The sequence below is a fragment of the Viridibacillus soli genome (genome assembly GCF_016612995.1).
GTDB classification, from domain to species: domain Bacteria; phylum Bacillota; class Bacilli; order Bacillales_A; family Planococcaceae; genus Viridibacillus; species Viridibacillus soli.
In genome coordinates this window covers 1-22,633 of the sequence record NZ_JAEOAH010000020.1, presented here as the reverse complement: position 1 = coordinate 22,633, position 22,633 = coordinate 1, and the positions used below count along the sequence as shown (strand labels likewise).

At 36.3% G+C, this 22,633-nt stretch carries 19 protein-coding genes and 2 riboswitches; of the genes, 8 read left to right on the top strand and 11 right to left on the bottom strand.

Annotated features, from left to right (window positions below; translation table 11 throughout):
- Positions 1-134: 134 nt before the first annotated feature.
- Complete coding sequence (locus JFL43_RS13445; protein ID WP_200749434.1) at positions 135-1,343, bottom strand: CynX/NimT family MFS transporter; 1,209 nt, start codon at positions 1,341-1,343, stop codon at positions 135-137.
- A gap of 356 nt (positions 1,344-1,699) precedes the next feature.
- Here JFL43_RS13445 and JFL43_RS13440 point away from each other — a divergent pair, with 356 nt between their 5' ends.
- The gene (locus JFL43_RS13440; protein WP_200749433.1) at positions 1,700-2,566 is read left to right on the top strand and encodes an aminoglycoside 6-adenylyltransferase; all 867 of its coding nucleotides are present in this window, start codon (positions 1,700-1,702) and stop codon (positions 2,564-2,566) included.
- 127 nt (positions 2,567-2,693) lie between these two features.
- Positions 2,694-2,871: riboswitch (Lysine riboswitch) on the top strand.
- A 108-nt stretch (positions 2,872-2,979) separates the two neighbouring features.
- Entirely contained in the window at positions 2,980-4,440 is a 1,461-nt protein-coding gene (locus JFL43_RS13435) for an amino acid permease (RefSeq protein WP_100795072.1), read from the top strand.
- Between the two features lie 311 nt (positions 4,441-4,751).
- On the opposite strand, the gene JFL43_RS13430 is transcribed toward JFL43_RS13435, so the two are convergent.
- Positions 4,752-4,949 (bottom strand): acetyltransferase, encoded by a 198-nt coding sequence (locus tag JFL43_RS13430; protein ID WP_100795071.1) that lies wholly within the window; start codon positions 4,947-4,949, stop codon positions 4,752-4,754.
- A 232-nt stretch (positions 4,950-5,181) separates the two neighbouring features.
- Positions 5,182-5,283: riboswitch (purine riboswitch) on the top strand.
- A gap of 195 nt (positions 5,284-5,478) precedes the next feature.
- On the opposite strand from JFL43_RS13430, the gene JFL43_RS13425 reads away from it, so the two are divergent.
- The 3 genes from JFL43_RS13425 (at position 5,479) to JFL43_RS13415 (ending at position 7,698) form a co-directional block, all read left to right on the top strand.
- The gene (locus JFL43_RS13425; RefSeq protein ID WP_200749432.1) at positions 5,479-6,066 is read left to right on the top strand and encodes a xanthine phosphoribosyltransferase; all 588 of its coding nucleotides are present in this window, start codon (positions 5,479-5,481) and stop codon (positions 6,064-6,066) included.
- Positions 6,063-7,358 carry a nucleobase:cation symporter-2 family protein gene (locus JFL43_RS13420; protein WP_200749431.1) on the top strand — a complete coding sequence of 432 codons (1,296 nt, stop codon included), beginning with the start codon at positions 6,063-6,065 and terminating at the stop codon, positions 7,356-7,358. The genes JFL43_RS13425 and JFL43_RS13420 overlap by 4 nt, the downstream gene beginning before the upstream one ends.
- A gap of 91 nt (positions 7,359-7,449) precedes the next feature.
- A complete protein-coding gene (locus JFL43_RS13415) occupies positions 7,450-7,698 on the top strand; it encodes an ASCH domain-containing protein (RefSeq protein WP_100795068.1) in 249 nt (82 codons plus the stop codon).
- A 101-nt stretch (positions 7,699-7,799) separates the two neighbouring features.
- Here JFL43_RS13415 and JFL43_RS13410 read toward each other — a convergent pair whose 3' ends face one another.
- From JFL43_RS13410 to JFL43_RS13385, 6 genes are all read right to left on the bottom strand, one after another.
- Entirely contained in the window at positions 7,800-8,357 is a 558-nt protein-coding gene (locus tag JFL43_RS13410) for an SLOG family protein (protein ID WP_100795067.1), read from the bottom strand.
- Between the two features lie 170 nt (positions 8,358-8,527).
- Positions 8,528-10,429 carry a DNA-binding protein gene (locus tag JFL43_RS13405; protein WP_234447776.1) on the bottom strand — a complete coding sequence of 634 codons (1,902 nt, stop codon included), beginning with the start codon at positions 10,427-10,429 and terminating at the stop codon, positions 8,528-8,530.
- A 28-nt stretch (positions 10,430-10,457) separates the two neighbouring features.
- Entirely contained in the window at positions 10,458-11,258 is an 801-nt protein-coding gene (gene phnE / locus JFL43_RS13400) for a phosphonate ABC transporter, permease protein PhnE (protein ID WP_200749430.1), read from the bottom strand.
- Positions 11,255-12,010 (bottom strand): phosphonate ABC transporter, permease protein PhnE, encoded by a 756-nt coding sequence (phnE, locus tag JFL43_RS13395; RefSeq protein WP_100798048.1) that lies wholly within the window; start codon positions 12,008-12,010, stop codon positions 11,255-11,257. Before phnE (JFL43_RS13395) ends, phnE (JFL43_RS13400) begins: the two co-directional genes overlap by 4 nt.
- 19 nt (positions 12,011-12,029) lie before the next feature.
- Positions 12,030-12,812: a phosphonate ABC transporter ATP-binding protein gene (gene phnC / locus JFL43_RS13390; protein WP_200749429.1), complete on the bottom strand. Its 783-nt coding sequence runs from the start codon at positions 12,810-12,812 to the stop codon at positions 12,030-12,032.
- A gap of 95 nt (positions 12,813-12,907) precedes the next feature.
- Positions 12,908-13,825, bottom strand: a complete 918-nt coding sequence (locus JFL43_RS13385; protein ID WP_200749428.1) for a phosphate/phosphite/phosphonate ABC transporter substrate-binding protein — start codon at positions 13,823-13,825, stop codon at positions 12,908-12,910.
- A 169-nt stretch (positions 13,826-13,994) separates the two neighbouring features.
- Here JFL43_RS13385 and JFL43_RS13380 point away from each other — a divergent pair, with 169 nt between their 5' ends.
- Together JFL43_RS13380 and JFL43_RS13375 are read left to right on the top strand one after the other, a co-directional pair.
- Positions 13,995-15,563 carry a bifunctional metallophosphatase/5'-nucleotidase gene (locus tag JFL43_RS13380; protein WP_200749427.1) on the top strand — a complete coding sequence of 523 codons (1,569 nt, stop codon included), beginning with the start codon at positions 13,995-13,997 and terminating at the stop codon, positions 15,561-15,563.
- Between the two features lie 1,097 nt (positions 15,564-16,660).
- Complete coding sequence (locus JFL43_RS13375) at positions 16,661-16,996, top strand: hypothetical protein (RefSeq protein WP_200749426.1); 336 nt, start codon at positions 16,661-16,663, stop codon at positions 16,994-16,996.
- A gap of 620 nt (positions 16,997-17,616) precedes the next feature.
- On the opposite strand, the gene JFL43_RS13370 is transcribed toward JFL43_RS13375, so the two are convergent.
- From JFL43_RS13370 to JFL43_RS13360, 3 genes are all read right to left on the bottom strand, one after another.
- A complete protein-coding gene (locus JFL43_RS13370; protein ID WP_200749425.1) occupies positions 17,617-18,522 on the bottom strand; it encodes an ABC transporter ATP-binding protein in 906 nt (301 codons plus the stop codon).
- Positions 18,522-19,211 (bottom strand): ABC transporter permease, encoded by a 690-nt coding sequence (locus tag JFL43_RS13365; RefSeq protein ID WP_200749424.1) that lies wholly within the window; start codon positions 19,209-19,211, stop codon positions 18,522-18,524. The genes JFL43_RS13370 and JFL43_RS13365 overlap by 1 nt, the downstream gene beginning before the upstream one ends.
- A 285-nt stretch (positions 19,212-19,496) precedes the next feature.
- Complete coding sequence (locus tag JFL43_RS13360) at positions 19,497-20,021, bottom strand: hypothetical protein (protein ID WP_200749423.1); 525 nt, start codon at positions 20,019-20,021, stop codon at positions 19,497-19,499.
- A 603-nt stretch (positions 20,022-20,624) separates the two neighbouring features.
- Between JFL43_RS13360 and JFL43_RS23210 the strand changes: the two genes are divergently transcribed.
- Complete coding sequence (locus JFL43_RS23210; protein ID WP_200749422.1) at positions 20,625-21,533, top strand: methyl-accepting chemotaxis protein; 909 nt, start codon at positions 20,625-20,627, stop codon at positions 21,531-21,533.
- Positions 21,534-22,633 lie beyond the last annotated feature (1,100 nt).

Sequence of the window (22,633 nt, the reverse complement as noted above, 5' to 3'; positions counted from 1 at the left end):
CTAAAGAATATGATAGTAAAGTTAGGTTGAACGAGCGTAAATCATCGGAAGTTAAGCGTAAAGTCGAGCCGAACGCGCGTAAACTAAACTACTATTCAAAAAATCCCCGAGCCAACTTAAGCTCGGGGATTTCTTTATCTTTCTGGTGAAACATAGCTGTCTTTTGCAGCATGCATAGCTGTTGCAATTAATAAGATAGCTGTGATGAGGAACAACAGGCTCGCGGTTGTCCAACTACCCGAAGCATCATGGATAAAGCCAAATAATACAGGTCCAATAGCTGCTAATAAATAACCAAATGATTGAGCAGTACCCGATAGTTCTGCCGCTTCATAAGCTGTACGCGTTCGGAGTGAAAAGAACATCATAGCTAAACCGAATGATGCACCACCTGCAAGACCGAGTAAAATCATCCATAATACTGTCAATGAAGTCCATCCAGCTAAAATACCACCGAAGCCGACTAAATAAAGAACGCCGTATACAGCAACAAATGGTCGTTGATCCTTTTTACGGCCTGCAATTATCGGGATGATAAACGTTGCTGGTAATTGTGAGAACTGCATGAAAGAGAACATCCATCCAGCTTTACTAGGACTCATTCCTTGTGATTGCAACATTTCTGGAATCCATGCGGCGGTTGTATAGAAAATAAGTGATTGTAAGCCCATAGATAGTGTAACCGTCCAAGTTAAAGGAGATTTCCATATTGAGAAATGCTCTTGCTTAGCAGGAGCGGCAGTTTTCACTTCTAATTTAGGTTTTCTTATTTGTGGTAGCCAAACAATAATGGCAATGATCGCTAAAATGAACCAAATACCAAGTGCACCTTGCCATCCAAAACCTTTGCCAGCAAGTGGATAACTAATACCAGCTGCTAAACTCGCTGATAAGTTCATGGAAACTGTGAAAATGCCTGTCAAAATCCCAACTTGTAATGGAAATTTCAATTTAATCAAACTTGGTAACAGAACATTCCCAAAGGCAATAGCCATCCCGATTAGAGCCGTACCTAATAAAAGTAAGAATGTCGTACCTAATGAACGAATGACAATCCCAACTGCGAGTAGTACTGTTGAGAATAATAATGTGCGCTCAATGCCAAACCGCCTTGAAATTTTCGGAGCAATTGGCGAAATAATTGCAAAGGCAAGTAGGGGAATAGTAGTGATAAACCCAGCCAATACATTGGAAATATGTAAGCCATCGCGAATATATGAGATGATAGGACCGACAGATGTTAAAGGTGAACGTAATGTAGAAGAAATGAAAATAATCCCAATTACAAGTAACCAAACATTGCGATTCCATTTGAGCTTGTTATTATTGTGATTAGCTGCCAATTGAAACGCCTCCTAATGTATATAAATGCAAGTGTGTTGATTAGAGGGGAATTAGGTTGTTATTTGCCGTTAAAATGTTTTTTATGTTCAATACTAACGTATGTTACTACATTTTTTAGTTGATTGTAGCGGAGGGTGCTTGCCCGCGGAAAGCGAGCATCCCGTAGCGGAAATCAACCTACCACTTTAATAGTAATGGTTAAAATTAGTAATCAACACGCCTAATAAAAATGAGAACTTTTAAAGCTATAATAACCTATATTTTACAAGGGTTAATTATATCAAAGAAAATAGATAAAGATAATAAGGAGAGAGCCCAAATAAAAAATAAAGCTACTAATACGGAGGAAATAATAATGAGAACAACAGAGCAAATGATGGATTTAATCATAAATGTAGCGACAGCTGATGAGCGAATTCGTGCAGTTTGCATGAATGGTTCAAGAACAAATCTAAATGTAAAGAATGATCCCTTCCAAGATTTTGACATTGTTTATATAGTAACGGATATTGAATCATTCACTAGCGAGCCACATTGGATAGATGTTTTTGGAGAGAGAATCATTATGCAAACACCTGAGGATATGGTGCTATTTCCACCGGAACTTGGTGGACGTTTTACTTATTTGATGCAGTTAACAGATGGAAATCGAATTGATTTAATGCTGATTCCGATTGAGGAACAAGAGGCCTACTACAAAGAAGATAGCTTAACAACTATCTTGTTAGATAAGGATCAGACACTTCCTCAACTACCGCCACCAACAGATATCGATTATTGGGTACAGCGCCCAATTGAAACGCATTTTAATGATTGCTGTAATGAATTTTGGTGGGTTTCTACATATATTGCGAAAGGTTTATGGCGTAAAGAAATGCTCTATGCACAAGAACATTTATATAATACGCGTCAAATGCTTATTCAAATGTTGTCTTGGCAAGTTGGGGTGCAAACGGACTTCTCCCGTAGTGTTGGCAAAAATGGCAAAGACCTAGAACGCCTATTACCTGAAGGAGTATGGGAACAGTTACTAGCAACATACGGGAATGCTAGCTATGAATCCACGTGGCAAGCCCTATTTACTATGTGTGACTTATTCCAAAGCACTGCTGCAGATGTCGCTGAAATGCTGTCATTTAATAGTAATGAGGAAGGCAATCGTGTTCTTGGTTATCTAAAGCACATCCAGTCATTGCCTAGGGATTCTAAAGTTATATTTTAATAGAATTATCAAATAATTCAGTTTGAATTGCACCGATAAATGTGAATACTTACATCTTGAATATGTATCTACCTTATATTATAATTGGGGACGTATTGAAATTATATATTGCAATGCCTCATCCTATCGATGAGGTAGAGGTCGCGTTATTAAAAAGTAAAATAGATTAGACGAAAAGCGTCAGTGATTCTATTTGAAAGGAAATATCGCCGAAACGTTTATAAGCTTCTTCTTATAAATGTTGGGGCTGTTGCCGAAAGGTACAGAACTGTCACGTCTTAGCGGCGTGTTGAGCTATCTTAATCAAGGTTGATGGGCATGTTATGATACCATCACATATTCATTATGATGGTATTTTTTTATGACATCAACTTAACCTTCTTGCAATGAAATGTGAAAAGAGGAGAGTCTTCATGAGTAGCAATAATAGTGGCCAAGGCGGTCAAACGCAAGGTCTTAATAGAGGATTAAAAAGTCGTCATGTGACGATGATTTCACTTGGTGGGACAATCGGTACTGGGTTGTTCTTAGCAAGTGGTGGAGCCATCCATCAGGCTGGTCCAGGGGGAGCGCTTCTAGCGTATTCTTTAATTGGTATTATGGTATTTTTCTTAATGACAAGTTTAGGTGAGATGGCGGCATTTATGCCTGTATCGGGTTCGTTTAGTACGTACGCCTCTAAATTTGTAGATCCAGCACTAGGCTTCGCACTTGGCTGGAACTACTGGTACAACTGGGCAATTACGATTGCGGCTGAAATTGCGGCTGTATCATTAATTATGAGATTTTGGTTCCCAGATACATCTTCATTAATATGGACAGCAGGATTTTTAGTGATTATCTTCACTTTGAACGTGCTATCGATTAAAAGCTTTGGTGAAAGTGAATATTGGTTCGCTCTTATTAAAGTTGTCACAATTGTAGTCTTTATCATCGTCAGCTTCTTGATGGTATTTGGTTTAATGGGTGGACAAGATCCAGTAGGTTTTAAAAACTTCTTTATTGAAGATGGTCCATTCCATGGCGGTTTCTTCGCAATGTTCGGTATTTTCCTAGCAGCGGGTTTCTCATTCCAAGGGACAGAACTATTAGGAATTACTGCTGGTGAAACAGATGATCCAGCTAAAAATATTCCGAAAGCCGTTCGTCAAGTTTTCTGGCGTATCTTGTTATTCTACATTTTAGCTATTTTAGCTATTGGTTTATTAATTCCATTCACTGATGCACGTTTAGCTAGCAGTGATATTACAGTAAGTCCGTTCACATTAGTATTTGAAAATGCAGGTATTGCGTTTGCGGCTTCTGTTATGAATGCGATTATTTTAACAGCGATTTTATCTTCAGGTAACTCAGGCTTATATGCATCTTCACGTATGCTTTGGGAGCTTGCAAAAGATGGTAAAGCACCTAAAATGTTTACTAAGTTAAACAAGCGTGGCATTCCTATGGCCGCACTAGTAGCAACTTGTTTAGTTGCTTGTGTATCATTCATCGCATCATTCTTCGGTGATGGTGTTGTATACATTTGGTTATTAAACGCTTCAGGTATGTGTGGATTTGTAGCTTGGTTAGGTATTGCAGTGAGTCATTACCGATTCCGTAAAGCCTATATTGTACAAGGTCGCGATTTAAAAGAATTACCTTATAAAGCAAAATGGTTCCCATTCGGTCCAATATTCGCGTTTGTACTTTGTGCAATTGTCGTTGTTGGTCAAAACTATACGGCATTTACAGGAGATCACATCGACTGGTACGGTATGCTTGTATCTTACATCGGATTACCAATTTTCCTAGTGATTTGGTTCGGTTATAAAATCGTTCATAAAACGAAAATCGTCAAGTTGGAAGATTGTGATTTTGATAGTCATCGTTAATCAAAAACATCTACGTAGCGGATTTGCTACGTAGATGTTTTTTTATTGTGGATCATTTACAGGTTTTTTAAATTTTATTAATTCGTATACACTTGCTATAAAGCTAATGAATCCTGCTACGGCAAGTAAGGTGGTTCTCCATGTTGACGTTCCATTAATGAGTTCGGGAATACAAATAAAACAAATCAAAAGTGAACTGATCGACCCAATGATGATTTTCGTTTTTCTACTCATGTCTAAACTTCGCTTTAGAAGATGTATTAGACTTTTGATGAATTTACACTTTAGTGTATTAAAAAAGATAGCAAGAGTTATTCTAAATTCTTGGGTTCAACGACATAAAGAGATGCAATATAACCGCAATCATTACAATATTCAGCTGATATCGGTGAAGACTTGCCTTTAGGTTTGTTTGCAGGAACCATCTGAAGAGTGACGGCCGCTGCGTGCATTACACCCTTTTTAATATCTTCGCCTTTACATTGAGGGCATTTATCCATTTCTAACAAGAATACTTCCTTATATTGGTTTATATATATAATAATGTTAACATTATTATATCATAAGTTGTAATTTTTAAAAAAATTAATATATATTACTACATAGAAGGAACTAGTTAAATTACACATAGTTCCTTCTATTTTGGCGCTTTCAAGACGCTTAATAGATTGAATAGTCTTTCATTAATTTGGAGGATTGAAATCCGAATTCACCGTGCTATAATAGGAACATTCTATTACAAAAATCTTAATAGCATTCACTCATATAATAGCGAGAATAAGGCTCGCAAGTTTCTACCAGTTTGCCGTAAACAAACTGACTATGAGAGGCAATGACATAGTAAAAAAATGTCTATTTACATAATTTTACTATATCCATCGAACTTTTAAGCTCGGGGACTTTGCTCCACTCATAGTATGAATGGATGCATGGTTTCTGGGCTTTTTTATTATATTTTTTTGTGATGTGTAAGCACATAGACGACTTGTTATAATATGAAAATCTAGAATCATGAGGAAAAGAAGGGGGCGCCTAAACTTGAAGGCACTGCAGGACAAAATCATACGCGATGGTAAAGTATTATCAGACACAGTATTAAAAGTTGATTCATTTTTGAATCACCAAATTGATCCGCAACTTATGAAAGAAATTGGTGAAGAGTTTGCAAATCGCTATAAAGATGCAGGTTTAACAAAAATCGTTACAATCGAATCTTCAGGCATCGCGCCATCTACTATGGCTGGTCTCATTTTAGGTATACCTGTTGTATTTGCTCGTAAACGTAAATCTTTAACTCTGTCAGGAAACCTATATTCTTCAAAGGTGCATTCATTTACAAAAAATGAAACAAATGAAATTTCTGTATCAAAAGATTTCTTGAAATCTGATGATGTTGTATTAATTATAGATGATTTCTTAGCGAATGGAGAAGCTGTAAAGGGCTTACTCGATATCGTTGAACAAGCAGGAGCCACTGCTAGCGGTGTTGGTATTGTCATTGAAAAAGGTTTCCAAGATGGTGGCAAGCAGCTTCGTGAAAAGGGCGTCCGTATCGATTCTTTAGCAATTATTTCATCTTTGAAAGATGGTAAAGTTGAATTCGCCAAAGAGGAATCGGGTCGATGAAAAACCTGAAATTAGTGACATTAGGTGTACAGCACTTATTGGCGATGTATGCGGGGGCAATTTTAGTTCCTTTAATCATCGGCAGTGCTTTAGGATTTGATTCAAAACAATTAACATATTTAGTTTCAATTGATATAATGATGTGCGGTATCGCGACGCTATTACAAGTGATTCGTGGTAAAGTCTTTGGTATAGGTTTACCAGTTGTTCTAGGTTGTACATTTACAGCGGTAGCACCAATTATTGCCATTGGTAAAGGGTATGGCTTATCAGCAATTTATGGCTCTGTTATCGCTTCAGGTATAATTGTTGTATTGATTGCAAGCTTTTTTGGAATGTTAGTTCATTTTTTCCCACCAGTTGTCACTGGTTCAGTAGTAACAATTATCGGAATCACATTAATCCCAGTTGCTATTAACAATATGGGCGGTGGACAAGGAGCAAAAGACTTCGGTTCAGCTTCTAATATCGCATTAGCGTTTGGTACATTGATCACTATTATTTTAATTTATCGTTTCACAAATGGGTTCGTTCGTGCAATTTCTATTTTACTAGGCTTAGCACTCGGAACAATTGCGGCGGTTTTCATGGGGACCGTTAACTTTTCTCCAGTAATAGAAGCTGACATGTTCCAAATCGTTCAACCATTCTATTTTGGTACACCAACATTCCATTGGGAGCCAATACTTACGATGACACTTGTTGCTTTAGTATCTTTAGTAGAGTCTACAGGCTCTTACTTTGCACTTAGTGATATTTGTAAGCAACCTGTTTCAGAAAAGGATCTAGCTCGTGGTTATCGTTCGGAAGGTTTAGCTTCTATTATCGGTGGTATTTTCAACGCATTCCCATATACAGCTTTTTCTCAAAATGTTGGGTTGCTTCAAATGACAGGCGTGCGTTCGCGTAATGTTATTTTCATCACAGGTGGTTTCCTAGTAACTTTAGGTTTCTTACCTAAAGTAGCAGCATTAACGACAATCATTCCAATACCTGTACTCGGTGGAGCTATGATTGCAATGTTCGGTATGGTAATCTCTCAAGGTATTAAAATGTTAAGTACAACAATCAATCAATCTGAAGGTAACTCTATGATTATCGCCTGTGCAATCGGCATGGGTCTTGGTGTTACAGTGGTTCCAGATATCTTCAAAATCTTACCTCCTGGCGTTCAGATTTTAACAAGTAATGGTATCGTTGCTGGTAGTATAACAGCTATCGTATTAAATATTGTCTTCAATATGATTCCATGGGGAAGAGAAAAAATAAAACAAGAAGAGCAAGAAGCTTAAATTTCAGTTTAACTAGTAAACTTGTTTATTCTATAATGTTGCGCGTTATATCAAATGGTACATCACTAATACTTAGTGGTGTGCTTTTTTTATTCTAGATGGTGAAGGCAAAGCAGTTGCGATTGTCAAAACCATATCTCTGGAAGTTGTCCTTTTTGATGAAGTCACCGAAGAATTTGCGTATTTGGAAGGCGAAGGAGATCGCTCGTTAATGTATTGGCGTGATGTTCATCAAACCTTCTTCAAGAAAGAATTAGAAAATATTGATCAAGAGTTCCATTATAAACTACCAATTGTTTGTGAAAGATTCCAGCTAGTTTATAAGAGAGAAGATACGTAATTTAGAGAATAATTTAGGATGATTTTAGTGTGTTAGTAAGTGAAGTCATATGTAGTAGATAGATCATGTCAGAGTATATCTGCTTTTTCTAGCTTCCTTTTTTATTCCCAATTCTTCATCTGTTCTTCCTCGGCAATGACCTGCAGATCATAGGCGTTAATATTGAGAATAGTATATTCATGCTTGTCTGCATACAGCTCAGCAATTTTTTTTATATATTTTGGGGAGCCGTCATTTTCTTCATCATAGACAATGAGCATTCCGTCTGAATTTTTCACAAGGAATTTATTTTTTTCGATAAATTGCCATGGGGCTTCGTATGGACGCTTTGTTAAACTCGTCACAAAATCTGCTTTCGCCTCAATCATATCGTATTTTTCCTGTTTTTGTTCATTCCAATTTTTTTGTTGGTCTAAAAATGGCGTGATAATCGCATATTTTAGCTCAGGATACTCAGTCTGTAACTCATGTACAACTTCAGCTGCCCAAGTCTCTACACCAAGCTGTCCACTTAAAATAACCCATTCCAATCCATCATTAATTAAAGATGTCATCTGATCTTGTAAGGCTTTCTTAATAATCGGCACACCGGGATGATTTTCATTAAATATGCCGAGCTCATGTGCTTTGTAGCCGGTGATGACTAAGCGTTTTAGCATAGGCTACCTCCTTTGTAGATTAAACAGTTCCTATACTATTTTACACGCTTGGGAAAGGATTAGAAAAGCATAAGCAAGTATATAAGAAGAACCTATTTGATAGTACTAACTCAAATAGGTTCTATTAATTCCTCATAAGTTCAATTTAACGAGTTCTACGTATCGATCTTTTAATGTAACTCAACAGTGTTTGTTAATACATTATTTCCAGATCCTAAGCGTAGTCTGAGGTTTGCTGACGTATTCGTGACAGATGGATTTAAACGTAGGTAAATAGTTTTCATAGCGCGCCCGTTCTCATTCGCTGTCAATGTTCCTACATCACTGTAACCATAATTCGTCGGCCAAGTACCATCAGGCGATTGGACTTGTGAAATACTCTGCCCACCCTCAATATATACTTGAATTTGTCCATTTGTCACTTGAGAATGGGGTGTTAATCCATTTAGGACAACCTGGATAGGGAAGGAATATCCGTTTTTTGGAAGTGATTTTGGAGCAAGTACAACATATGGATCTGTTAGGGCTGAAAGAGCAACTGATTGTGTTACAACATTATTTCCAGAACCTAAGCGTAAGCGAATAGTTGCTTCTTGAGCTGTAATTGTAGGATTTAAACGCATCATAATAGTTTTTCGAATTTGCCCATTGCTGTCTGCTGTTAATGTTCCCACATTGCCGTAACCATAGCTTGTTGGCCACGTTCCATCAGAAGCTTGAACTTGTGAAATACTTTGCCCGCCTGATAGATATACTTGAATTTGTGCATTCGTTACTTGAGAATATGGCGTTAATTGATTGAGTACTATTTCTACAGGAAATGGTATGCCTTCTAATGGAAGAGTGCTTGGTGTGTTTACACTATATTGATCACTAGGTATAGGCGGCGTATTGGTGCTCGCTCCATAAGAACCTTGTTTAAAAGTTGATGGATCATACCATTTATAATTCGTTGCAGGAGCCCGCCATGGTTCTGCTTGTGTTTCTGTTGATAACTCAGTAGTTTCTAATGGTAGAATCGGTGAAGCTTGATCTAATGTAATTGCAGAAGTTGTAAAATCAGTATAAGTTTCTTTTTGTGCTAACCATTTCACTACTTTCACTAGTAACTTACCGTTATCTTTTTCTGTAAATCCTGAATAAGTGCGTTTAGCACCACCATTTTCTTCATTTAGATATTTTGGTGTGTTATCTTCAACAGGTGATGAATCTCCGATGAAGGCAGATTTTCCAAGCTCTTTTTTACCAATAGCAACAAATGGGCCTTCATTTATGCCCCCGCCAAAGTAGACTCCTTGATCGACAGCACTGTTCCATTTATTCGCTGCAGATGTTAAACCATTTGGCAAATAGACAATACCTTTAGCCAATGATGGTTTAGTAATGGCTAATGTTGATCCAGCATGGATGGATATCGCATTAATCCCAGTAGTAATACCGAAAGATTCTGCTGCAGGTACGATCATATTGGCTTCAGTATTATCGACAGCATTGAAACGGAATCGAACGCCAAATTCATCACTTAACCAATCAGAGCTCTCTACGCCAGTCATTGCTGCAATTTCACTTTGCGACATCCCTTTTGTAGGATTATTAAATGCTCCTCGGCGCCAGCCATTCATTACTTCATTTGAATCCCAACGATTTAAATTTCGATCTGCATTGTAGTGATCGGCGATAAAAAATACACCTCCACCTTGCTTAGCAAATGTAGCAATTGCCTCTTGTTCAGATTGCTTAAAAGGAATTTGAGCTTCTGGTATTACAAATACATCGTATCCTTGTAAGTCTTGTAATGTTAAGGGGTTTGCACTACGATGTTCTTTAACATAATAATCTTCAGCAACTAATGCATTAGCAAAATCTGAAAATGCGCCATTAATGACCCAATCTGCTTGGCCAGCTGTTTGACCATGACTATTATCAAACAAAACTTTTTTTCCGTTCGGTGTTGTTGGTACTAAAATAGGTGCTGGATCAGATGAGTTTTCTGCAAAACTGATGTCCACATTGGCCATAAATGCAAATAATGCTAGAAAAGTAACAATACTTCGTAACAGAAATTTTTTCATTTCCTTTACCTCCAAATAGTCAATTTACTTAGACGATTCTTTTTCGTATTGAGCTAGAAATCATATCAATGATCGTTACCATTACAATAATGCCTAACAAAATGATGCCAACTCGACTCCAATCACGTGATTGAATGGCGAATATTAAGGGTGTTCCAATCCCGCCTGCACCAATAATACCTAATACACTGGCAGAGCGAAGGTTGATCTCAAAACGATACAATGTATACGAGATAAAACCTGGGATTACTTGTGGTACAACAGCAAACCATAACATTTGGATTGGATTTGCTCCAGTGGCTTTCAAAGCTTCAGTTGGTCCAAGGTCAATATTTTCAATTTCTTCTGCAAATAATTTTCCTAGCATCCCAATAGAATGTAGCCCTAACGCAAGAACACCCGCAAATGATCCAGGACCGACTACTTTGATGAATATTAATGCCATGACCAGTTCTGGAAACGTTCGGATAAAGCTCAGCATGAATTTTCCGGATTGAGTTAGTAGTACACTTTTTGAAATATTATTTGCTGCCCAAAATGCGAACGGAATGCAAAAGAACGCAGAGACGAAAGTTCCTAAAATGGCAATCGCTAATGTATCAAGTAACCCGCGTAGTAAGTCTTCACCATCAGGTAAATAAACATAATCCCAATCTGGAGCAAAAAGACCGTTAATAATAGATTTTGTAATTTGCCCTGCTGTCTCTTTAAAGCCTTCCAAGGGGACTCCAGATAATGCCCATACATATACTAAGAACAACAATATATAAATAGACCAAAGTTTCCATCTTGAACGTTTTGGTTTCATTGGATACGCTGTATTTTTCATAGTAATTTCTCCCGTAGCTTCGTACTTACAAAATCGATTGCTACAACAACAAGTAGTGTACAAATGATAATTGTACTTACTTTGTCGTATTCTAAAAATCCAAGCGTTTTATCATAATATTCACCGATACCACCTGCACCTACTAACCCTAAAATAGCTGCAGCCCTCACATTGATCTCAAGAGCATAAAGTACGAAGGAGATATAGTAGGGCGTTACTTGTGGCACTACCGAATAGCCTATCCACTGTATCTTATTTGCACCAACAGCTGTCATTGCTTCTAGTGGTCCCGGGTCTATACCTTCAGTAGCTTCATATGTAAGCTTTGCAATTATGCCCATTGAAAAAATGCCTAAAGCAAAAATGCCAGGTAATGGACCTAATCCTAGAATTGCTACAAAAATTGCTGCGAGTAAAAGCTCTGGAATCGTCCGTACGAGATTTAGGATGAAGCGTACTGGGTAATAGAGCCATTTATTTGTAAATACATTACTTGCTGAAAGTAGAGCAAACGGTATGGCGAGTATAGCCCCAATGGTGGTCCCTAATAGGGCCATCCTAAGTGTATCAAGCATGGGGGGGATTACATTATCAAAATAGGCCCAATTTGGTGGAAACATTTGTACTAGTAAATCAAACATATTCGAGAAACCATGAATGAAATCGAGAAGAGAAGTTTCCGTCTGCCTTATACTCCAAGCAAATAACAATATGATGAATAAGGTAGTCCAAATATGTTTCCTCTTCTTCATATTTATACGTGAAAATTCTTTATGCGGTGGGTGTGTTAATGATTTTCTCACTTTTTTTCACCTCATAAGGTTGGCCATATATTTCTTTAAAACGTTCATCTGTTGCCTGCTCTACAGGACCATCGAATACCACACGTCCATCTTGTAAACCCACAATTCGTGTAGCATATTGTCTGGCTAATTCGATTGAATGTAAATTGACTACTAAAGTGATGCCGAGCTCTACATTAATTGTTTTTAAATCCTCTAACACTTGTACAGTCGTTAATGGATCTAGAGAAGCGACTGGCTCATCAGCTAAAATAATTTTTGCCTCTTGAGCTAATGCACGTGCAATAGAGACACGTTGTTGTTGGCCACCTGATAATTGGTCGGATCTTGTATATGCCTTATCAATAATATTGACACGTTCGAGTGCACGCATTGCTAATTCTTTATCTTCTGGTGGAAATAGACCTAATATGGTACGTATCGTAGAATGGTAACCGACACGTCCTGCAAGTACATTACGAATAACAGTAGAGCGTTTCACTAAGTTAAAGCTTTGAAAAATCATACCGATGTCTCGACGAATTGTAAGGAGTTGTCTACCTTTTGCTCTCGTTATTGAAGTATTATCAATAATAATCTCACCTGTACTAATCTCGTGTAGACGATTTATTGAACGAAGAAAAGTAGACTTTCCAGCGCCAGATAAGCCAACAATAACGACAAACTCACCTTTTTCAATTGTTAAATTAATATTATCAAGACCGATAACGCCATTCGGGTAAATTTTAGATACTTGTTTAAATTCAATCACGTAATTTCCACAACCTCCTTTACTACAAACTAGTCTGATGATGAATAAAGGGTGCACTATATGGAGTTTCTCCACTAATACAGCCCCATCTTAAATTATTCTGTTTTCACTTTTTCTGCGTAATCACGAACGATATCAAATTTCGAATCATCGGACTTCACGTAACCTTCATGTGTATAAATTTCTTTTATAATCTTATGACCTTCAGGATCTTTAGCGATATTGATAAACGCTTCAGTAATTTTATCTTTCCATTTTTTATCTATATCTGAACGAACAGCAATCGTATCGTTTGGAATCATCTCAGTAAATTCAATTACTTTTGTATCATCAAACACTGTAGGGTAATCTTTTAACACTGTATTACGCGCATCTTGAAATACAACAGCAGCATCTACATCACCATTAAGAACAGAAATAATAGCTTGATCATGCCCTTTAACAGTAATACCTTTAACATCTTTTAATGGATCAATATCATTGGCTAACAATGTAGCAGCAGGCCAAACATAACCCGCAGAAGATGTAACATCTTGATATGCAATTTTTTTACCTTTTAAATCTTTTACGCTATTAATCTTTGAGTCTGCTTTTACGACAAACATAGATTTATAGCCATCTACAAGTTGATCTGTTGGTTGGCCTGTTTTATCCTCAACACCGTATCGTTGAGATTGCAAAATGACTTCTGCTGAGCCTTTTTCCTTTGCTAGTACGTAAGCACTTGGAGGCAAAAATCCGATATCTACCTTCTTAGAGTCCATGGCTTCAATAATAGTGTTATAGTTTGTCGAAACACTTACTTCCACCGGAATACCAAGCTCATCACTAAGAAGTTTTTCTAAAGGTTTTGCTTTTGCTTCAAGTGTATCTGCTGTCTGAGAAGGAACGAATTGCACTGTTAGTTTCTCCGGTACATAGTCTACCCCTTTAGCACCATCTTCTACACACCCAACAAGAAGCCCTGTAGACAACGCCAACACAGCTGTTAATACGCCCAATTTCTTAAACATAATATGAATACCTCCTCCAATATTTTATAAAAAATATTACAAGTGAAATATAACATTCTAATATTAACTATATGTAAATATGATGTAAATATTACCAATCTATACAAATGAAGTTTACAAGTTTTGCTAATATGAAAGAAGAATATAAATATTTTTGGGGAGGTTCTTTATGAAAAAAACAAAGATTCACCTATTGGCAACGAGTGATATTCATGGTTATGTATATCCAACTCTATATCGAGAAAAAAAAGAAGAACCAATAGGGCTAGCAAAAGTTGCTACTATCATTCAGCAAAGAAGAAGAGATGGGCAGGTTATATTGATTGATAATGGGGATTTAATTCAAGGTAGTCCATTAACGTATTATCATGCTAAATTTAAATCGGAAGTGGATAATCCGATCATTCAAGTCGCAAATTATTTACACTATGACGCAGCTATATTTGGAAACCACGAATTTAATTTTGGATTAAATACTTTATCAAATGTTGTCGGACAGTCTCGCTTTCCATGGTTGGGTGCGAATATTGTTAGTAAAAAAAGTAGTCTTCCTTATTTTGGGAAACCTTATATTATTAAAGAAATAGAAGGTATACGTCTAGCGATTCTAGGGGTTACAACACACTTCGTACCACTATGGGAGGAAGCAGCCAATATTGAAGGTTTGCAATTTGAAGATGCTTTCCAAGCAACTGAATATTGGTGCAACCAAATAATTCAAGAAGAAAAAGTGGATGTACTAATTGTTGCTTATCATGGAGGATTTGAGCGGGATTTACAAACTGCTGAATATACAGAGCAAAATACTGGAGAAAATCAAGGTTTTGCTATATGTGAAAGTATATCTAACATTGATGTTCTGATCACAGGCCATCAACATCGTTTGTTAGATGGTGAACTAAATGGTGTCGCTATTGTACAACCAGGTACACAAGGACAGGCAATTGGAGAAGTCATTTTCTCCATTACACACGATTCAGAAGGAAAGGTGGTAAATATTGAACATGAAGCTAATCTTATTACAATTGATGAATGTGTCCAGGCAGACCCGACCACACTCGAAGCTATTGCCGCAATTCAAGAGGAGACTGAGCAATGGCTAGACCAAAGAATTGGCAAAATCAAAGGGAATATGCAAATTACTAATACTTTTCAAGCCCGTATGGAAGATCATCCATATGTAGAATTTATTAATAAACTTCAAATGAAAGTATCGGGAGCGGTGATTTCGAGTACAGCATTATTTAATAATGATGCGCAAGGTTTTAGCCACTCTGTCACAATGCGAGACATTGTTTCAAATTATATTTATCCGAATACATTAAAGGTACTTCAATTGACTGGTCAAGATATAAAAGATGCATTAGAGCAATGCGCTACCTATTTTAGTGAAAAAAACGGAGAAATAATAGTGAATCTAGCATTTGCTGAACCAAAAGCTCAACATTATAACTATGACATGTGGGAAGGTATCGAATATGAGCTGAAAATTTCTAATCCTATTGGAGAACGTGTAACAAAACTAGTATACGAAGGGCTACCAATTAAGCTTGAAGGTCAATATCCAGTCGTGATGAATAGCTACCGTGCGAGTGGGGCAGGTAATTTTGATATGTTCAAAGGGAAGCCTATTCTAAAAGAAATTCAAACCGATATGACGGAGCTCATTGCAAATGAATTATTAATAATGAAGGAAATTACAGCAACATGTAATCATAATTGGAGAGTATTGTTGTAGCTGATTGATATTCTAGTACTTTCTTAATAGTCGGCAAACTTGAGAAAATAGTGATGGTATATATCACATGTGTGGATTAATCAAAATTATACAGTCAGACATCAGCTTTTGTGACTCAGGCCACAGCTTGGATGACTCGAGGCTCATCTTTTATGACTCGGGCCACAGCTTGGATGACTCGAGGCTCATCTTTTGTGACTCAGCTCAGCTTGGATGACTCGTGGTTCAGCTTTTGTGACTCAGGCCACAGCTTGGATGACTCGAGGCTCATCTTTTATGACTCGGGCCACAGCTTGGATGACTCGAGGCTCATCTTTTGTGACTCAGCTCAGCTTGGATGACTCGTGGTGCAGCTTTTGTGACTCAGGCCACAGCTTGGATGACTCGAGGCTCATCTTTTATGACTCGGGCCACAGCTTGGATGACTCGAGGCTCATCTTTTGTGACTCAGCTCAGCTTGGATGACTCGTGGTGCAGCTTTTGTGACTCAGGCCACAGCTTGGATGACTCGAGGCTCATCTTTTATGACTCGGGCCACAGCTTGGATGACTCGAGGCTCATCTTTTGTGACTCAGCTCAGCTTGGATGACTCGTGGTGCAGCTTTTGTGACTCAGGCCACAGCTTGGATGACTCGCGGCTCATCTTTTATGACTCAGGCCACAGCTTGGATGACTCGCGGCTCATCTTTTATGACTCAGGCCACAGCTTGGATGACTCGCGGCTCATCTTTAATGACTCAGCTCAGCTTCGATGACTCGCGGTGCAGCTTTAATGACTCACCAGATACATATATTATTACGCACCAAAAGGAAAAACAATAAAATAGAAATGATGATTCATTTTTATTGTGCAGTACAAAAGTGGCATCTCTCAGTAGGAGTATCGGCTTGTGAAACACCACTTTTGTTTTTTAAAATTATACAAAATAAACTATTAAAGTTATTTAAATATAACTATTATAAAAAAAGGGAATAGTTTTCTTTAATATGATAATAAGAGAGAGGGATTAGATGATGCATGATTAATATACATTCCAATATTATTTAAAATAGAAGATAATTTGTCACTTAAAAATCAAAGCCTAATGAACAGTTTTTTGAATAAAGGTGTATTTGAGGAATTCGTGTTTGATGAAAATACTCATCTAGATGTAAAAACTTTAATACCTGAAATCACGAATCGCCTTGATCTAAATAGTGCAGAAGAAGGGTTTTTAGAAACTATTATTGCTAATGCTTCTGAAATCCAGCAACCAACACCAAATAATAGTGGTATTCAGCCTCTTATGTCCGTGACTCACGGATCAATATGGGTTAAGCTGACAATGTCAAATGATGATGTGAAACTGTATTTATTTACTGCTGCAGGCGTTGGGCCAACTGCTATGTATGATGCATTAGTAGGGTTGGTTAGCATTATAGGCCCAGCTTGAACTGTCTTCACAGCTGTAATCGTATTCTATATAAGTAAGCAGAAAAAGAATATGAAGCGTTTTTCATTTGTTGATATTCTTTTGTTCCTTATAAGTGGATTAATTACTCTTTACTTTCCAATCGGCCCATCAAGTATTATTGTAGACATTATAGTGCTGCATCTATTTTTGTACTGGAGATATACAAAAGACCTTTCTTAAAAAGAATATAATTAATTCTGAATACCCGGTAGGTCTTGTTGGTAAACCGGGGTTTTATTTTTAAAAAAGAATATAAGACATACAACAAGATTAAAATCTTCGTGAAAATGATAATTCAAAAGAGCGGGATATTCAGAGCAGCCAGCGCGTGAATTGAACAACCAATCTAAGAATGTACAGATCTGCATTGAATGGACAACAACGTGAAAATTAGTAGATCTTTTTTTATACATTTTGTTTTGCTACTATACCATTTTTAATTTCACCATTTATTTCTTCGATACCGAAAAATTTTTATTAACAATATCTTAAATTCCTTTTAACTTCGCGATGTTTTGGGTTGATGATTGTGATAATCCTTCCACAAACCAAGCGCTCTTAATACATAGATAATGATAAGTAGGGAAGAAGATAGTAATCTATTCGTCCAGAAAGATTTCTTCAAGTGATGGTTCTTCTACTTCTACACGAAAGATATCTATATTACACTGATTAAATGCTCGAATCATATCAGCAATCTTTTTCTCATTATCAACGTTGATAGTTACGTAAGGATCTTTCATTTCCAAATCTGTCCCAACTGACTCCAGCCACTGCTGTAATTTTACTTGTTCAGATTTTGGTACCGGAGAATGCTTGATCTTCACCGTGATCGTGGACCTATAAAAGTTTCTAAGTTCATCCATTGTGCCGATTTTGACAATCTGACCTTCTTGCATAATCGCAATTCTTGTGCATATTTTCTCTACTTCATCAAGGTTATGAGATGTCATGAAAATGGTCTTGCCACTTTTGTGTAGCTGAATGAGCAGCTTATGGATGTGGATCACGGATTCAGCATCCACACCTGAAGTTGGTTCGTCTAGAAAAATTAGTTCAGGCTCATGGACGATGGCTTGTGCAATACCAAGCTTCTTTTTCATACCAAATGAAAATTTCTCGGTTTTTTTATGAGCATGAGATTCTAGACCAACTAGTTGAAGTACCTCCATGCATCGCGCTTTTGCTACTGGCTTTCCTGAAAGAGCAGATAGGAATTTTAAATGTTCCATCGCGGTTAAAGATCCATAGAAAGTGGAGTAATCAGGCATAACTCCGATTCTTTTCTTAACTTGATCATTTGGGCTTTTTACACCTAAAAGTGTGTATGCACCAGAGCTTGGTTGAATAATATCTGTTAACATATTGATGAAAGTTGATTTACCGGCTCCGTTACGACCTAGAAAACCAAAGATTTCTCCTTGTTCCACGATAAGATCAATTCCTTTTACGATTGGTACCTCCCCATACGATTTCTTTAGCTGCTTTGTTTCGATGGCGTTCATCAGTATTCCCTCCTTTTGAAAATTATATTGGCGATAACGAGCATGATACCGGCTAATAAAATAATCAACCAATAAGTATAGTCATTTTCAAATAAATAATAATAGGGGATAATAAATTTCATCCAACTCACCCATACATTAGACGTAGAAGAAACCCATAATCCGAAAATAGGAAAGGCTAGTCCAATTACAATTCCAAGAAACATGGTAATTCCAGGTTTAGAGATGAGAACGGAAAGCAAGATTGTTAAGGCAATATAATAGGTTAATAAACTCATTGTCTGAGAGAAAATAACAATATCAATCTTTTGTGCAAATATACTTGTAATCAAGAAGGATATCGTCAGACAGATAAGCCAAAACAGCCAAATACCAAAAAACTTTCCAAATATAATGGAAGTTCTTGAAGTTCTTGTTACTAAAAATCGTATCGTACGTTCGTGTGTCTCTCTATTTATGCTATCGTGTGACAGGCCCATTACAAATAATTGCCCAAATAGAAGGAGAAGGGCCAAAAGACCAAAAGTGTGGATATGTTCACCTTCCCTTGCTGTAAGTTCCATCATAGACATAAATAAATTTGAAAACTTAGCTGAATAATAGGCAGTAACTATAAAAATTACAATTATCATAATGGATTTAATTCCTTTGAATAAGCTAATAAATTCTCTTTTACCGATAACATACATACTAGGTTTCTTCCTTTCTGCTTACCAATCTAACACTATTATAGGTTTTCTTTCTTAAATTACTTAAAACTCCACCTTAATTTTCCCTTAATTCTTAAATTTTTGAAAACTTAATGGTATGATAATTTATAAATCAAAAGAATGGTAGCGACTAAACAAACCAAAATCAAAACAATTGAAAAAAGTACCGATGAAAAACAATTTTTTTCATCGGTACTTTTATTTTAGTGATTTTTTAGACAGCCTCTTTTTGTTAAACTAGTCCTTCTAAAATTATCTAGTCCATTATTTTATGGAATTTGCAATATCCACTAATACATCTTCTGTGACTACGTTTGAAATTTGCTTATCTACCGATAATATATATTGCCAACCACCCTTTTCAAATACTAATAAATTCGCACCTGATAGCCAGCTACTAAAAACCGCGTCTTGACCATCCTTCAATTTCAAAAGTCGGTCAATATGTTCTTTTCTAAGCTCCAATCGATGCTCCACAGGTTTTATACGAATTGTATAATGATTATTTCCTGAATCCTTATTTATATATTCAATTTCAAATCCATCATTTTCATTGCCCTCTAAATCATTAAATCGCCCTAAAGCATGGGTGAAAGGAACAGGCGGTAATTGTGATGGTAATGCAATGTCGCGTTTAAAATGCTCGGTACTTTCTTGTAAAGCTGTATTCATTTCTTTATAACCTATATCATAATAACCTTGTTCAAATTGGTCATTACTTGCTCGAACGTCGTTTGAAATTACAAGAAGAAATAAGAATATTGATAGGGGAACAAAAAGCCTTTTCATAAGAAATTCACCTCTGTTTTAATGTCTGCAAATAGTAAATTTCTATTCAAAAAGAATGTTTTTTATTTCAAAAATAGTATTCTAGATTATTCTGTTGGCCCCACAAACTTTACCGATGAGTATCTTCTTCATGTTTAATATTGTTCACAAAATATATGTGTTATTTTTTTGAAAATATAGGATAATTACATATATCTATTTTGAATAATAAAATATAGATTTTTTACTAAGTCAGATCAATTGTAAGAAGAGACAATCAACCAAAAACATGTGCATAAGGAGGATGCAATTTTAAATCGAATGCCACCAATTTTTTAGTGAATCATGAAGGAGAGATTGTCCAACATTTTGGGTCAAAAGATAAGTTTATAGTTTTAAAGAGGAAAGTCAAAAATTTTTATAAAATAAAAGATTTACTTCTATGTACTATTTAGATGGCATCAAAATTATTAAATAGTCTGGAAGAGATCACAGCGCTTGCATGTTGAAAATTGGCTATAAACATTTTCAATCAACTTGGAGGTGTTTTTTGCATGGTTAGATTAGCGAGAAAGAGACCTGATAGTGATGACATGAATATACAAATAAGAGGGGTTGGATAATATGAATACATTAGAGAATCAAGTAACAGACGAACTTGTGGTGAAAGCCATTGAAAACAATTTAGCTATTATACGATTTGACTTGAATCGAAAAGTGGCATATGTAAATAGTCTTTTCGCACAAACTTTAGGTTTTAGTGTGGAAGAAATGTATGGGAAGGATCATACGGAATTTTGTTTTCCATCTTTCGTAAATAGTCCGTCATATGAACGATTTTGGATAAATTTACTATCAGGGAAGAGCTTTCAAGACAAAATTGAGCGGATGGATGCTACGGGAAATCGTGTATGGTTAGAAGCAACTTATATGCCCATCTTTGCTGAAGATAGCAATAAAGTAGTAGGAGTATCGAAAATAGCTACTAATATAACAGAGCGCCAAAACCTGATTGTAGAAGTAGCTGACGATTTAAAGAGCATGTCTAAGCAGTTACATAATCGTTCAGAAGCCGGAATAACGAGAAGTCAAGAATTGCGTGAGACAATCACTCGTATTGCAAGAGAGTCAGAGGAAAACACAGGTAATTTAGTAAGTTTGCAAAGTCAGGCTGATTCTATTAAAGGCATCGTGAAAACCATTCGAGAAATTGCCTCCCAAACAAATTTATTAGCATTAAATGCGGCGATTGAAGCTGCTAGAGCAGGAGAGCATGGCCGCGGCTTTGATGTTGTTGCAAAGGAAGTGAGAAAACTGTCTGTGAAGGTAGAGCAATCCATTTCCGAGGTGAAGGACAATATTGAAGGTATTGCTTTGGAAATTGAAAAAGTGACAGGAAGTATAAATCGTGTATCTCAAAGTGTGGAGGAAACACATGAGCAGATTAATGTAGCAATACAAGACTTTGTAGAAATATCAACATCAGCCGAAGCACTGGATGACAAGGCCCAGAATTTCACAGAAATTATTTGATAGGATTTTAATGAAAAAATAAACTGAACCCCAAATAGTGGACACTAAATAAAAAGTGCACTATTGGGCTTTTTTCTTTTTATAGAAAAATTTGTTTACCTTTAGCGATTTGATATGTAAGTTTTAGAAGTGTAAAGAATGAATGAAATAATATGGTCCATAAGGGCGTCCATTTAAAGGGCTTAGTTAGACTTAATGGGCGTCTCTTTTTTATAGTGTTATATTTTCATATAGAGGGAGCGAATGGATTTATAAAGTATTAGTGTCAAATTAAAAACAACGACAAAAAAAGCACTGGCGATTAAACCAGTGCATTTCCTATATAAACGTTGGTATTATGCAATTTAAGAAGCCGCGTATTCCGTAATTTTTTTATATTGAAAGTTTTAAACCACCACTCCTCAAAAAAAGTGAATTTGCGAAAATGTAGAGAAATCAAGTTTTCTACGCCTATTTTATGTCTGTAAAGTCTATAGATTCTATGGATTCTCTATATTTTCCCCCAAAATTCCCCCATCAAATCTTTTTCTACTTTTAAAAATTAAGATTACGAAATTGCCTTGTATAAGAAAACGATAAGGTTTTTTAATGTTATTAAAGTATTTATTAGGAAAAATATAAAATAACAACAACTAAATAAGAGGGTGGAATAATGGAAGAGGAAAGTTTTTTGATAGAAGATGAAATTGCTTGTGAAAAGCCTATAGAGTTTAATCATACAGAAATAATTCTTAATGGATAGGAAAATAAGGTAGATAAGCTGGGCCGCGCAACAACACAGAATCGTCTTAGATTAGTTTTTCACCTACTTCTGCTTCTCTTTTCGTAATAATTGTTGCTTTTAAATATGATAACCCACTTTATTCATAGAAAACAATAAAAAAGCGAGAAATCCTTATTAGACTAAGGAACTCTCGCTTTTTTATTTTCACCTTTTAAGTGAAAAGAACCCTCATTTTTGATATGTTTTAATCACCAAAAAAAACAAAAAATGCGAGGTTCTATATGAAGAGTGTACAAGAAAAAGCGTAAGTTACAATAAAAGAGTCATTAATTTTGATGGTGGTCATCTTTCATCAGATTCGGGACTTCTTTTATAC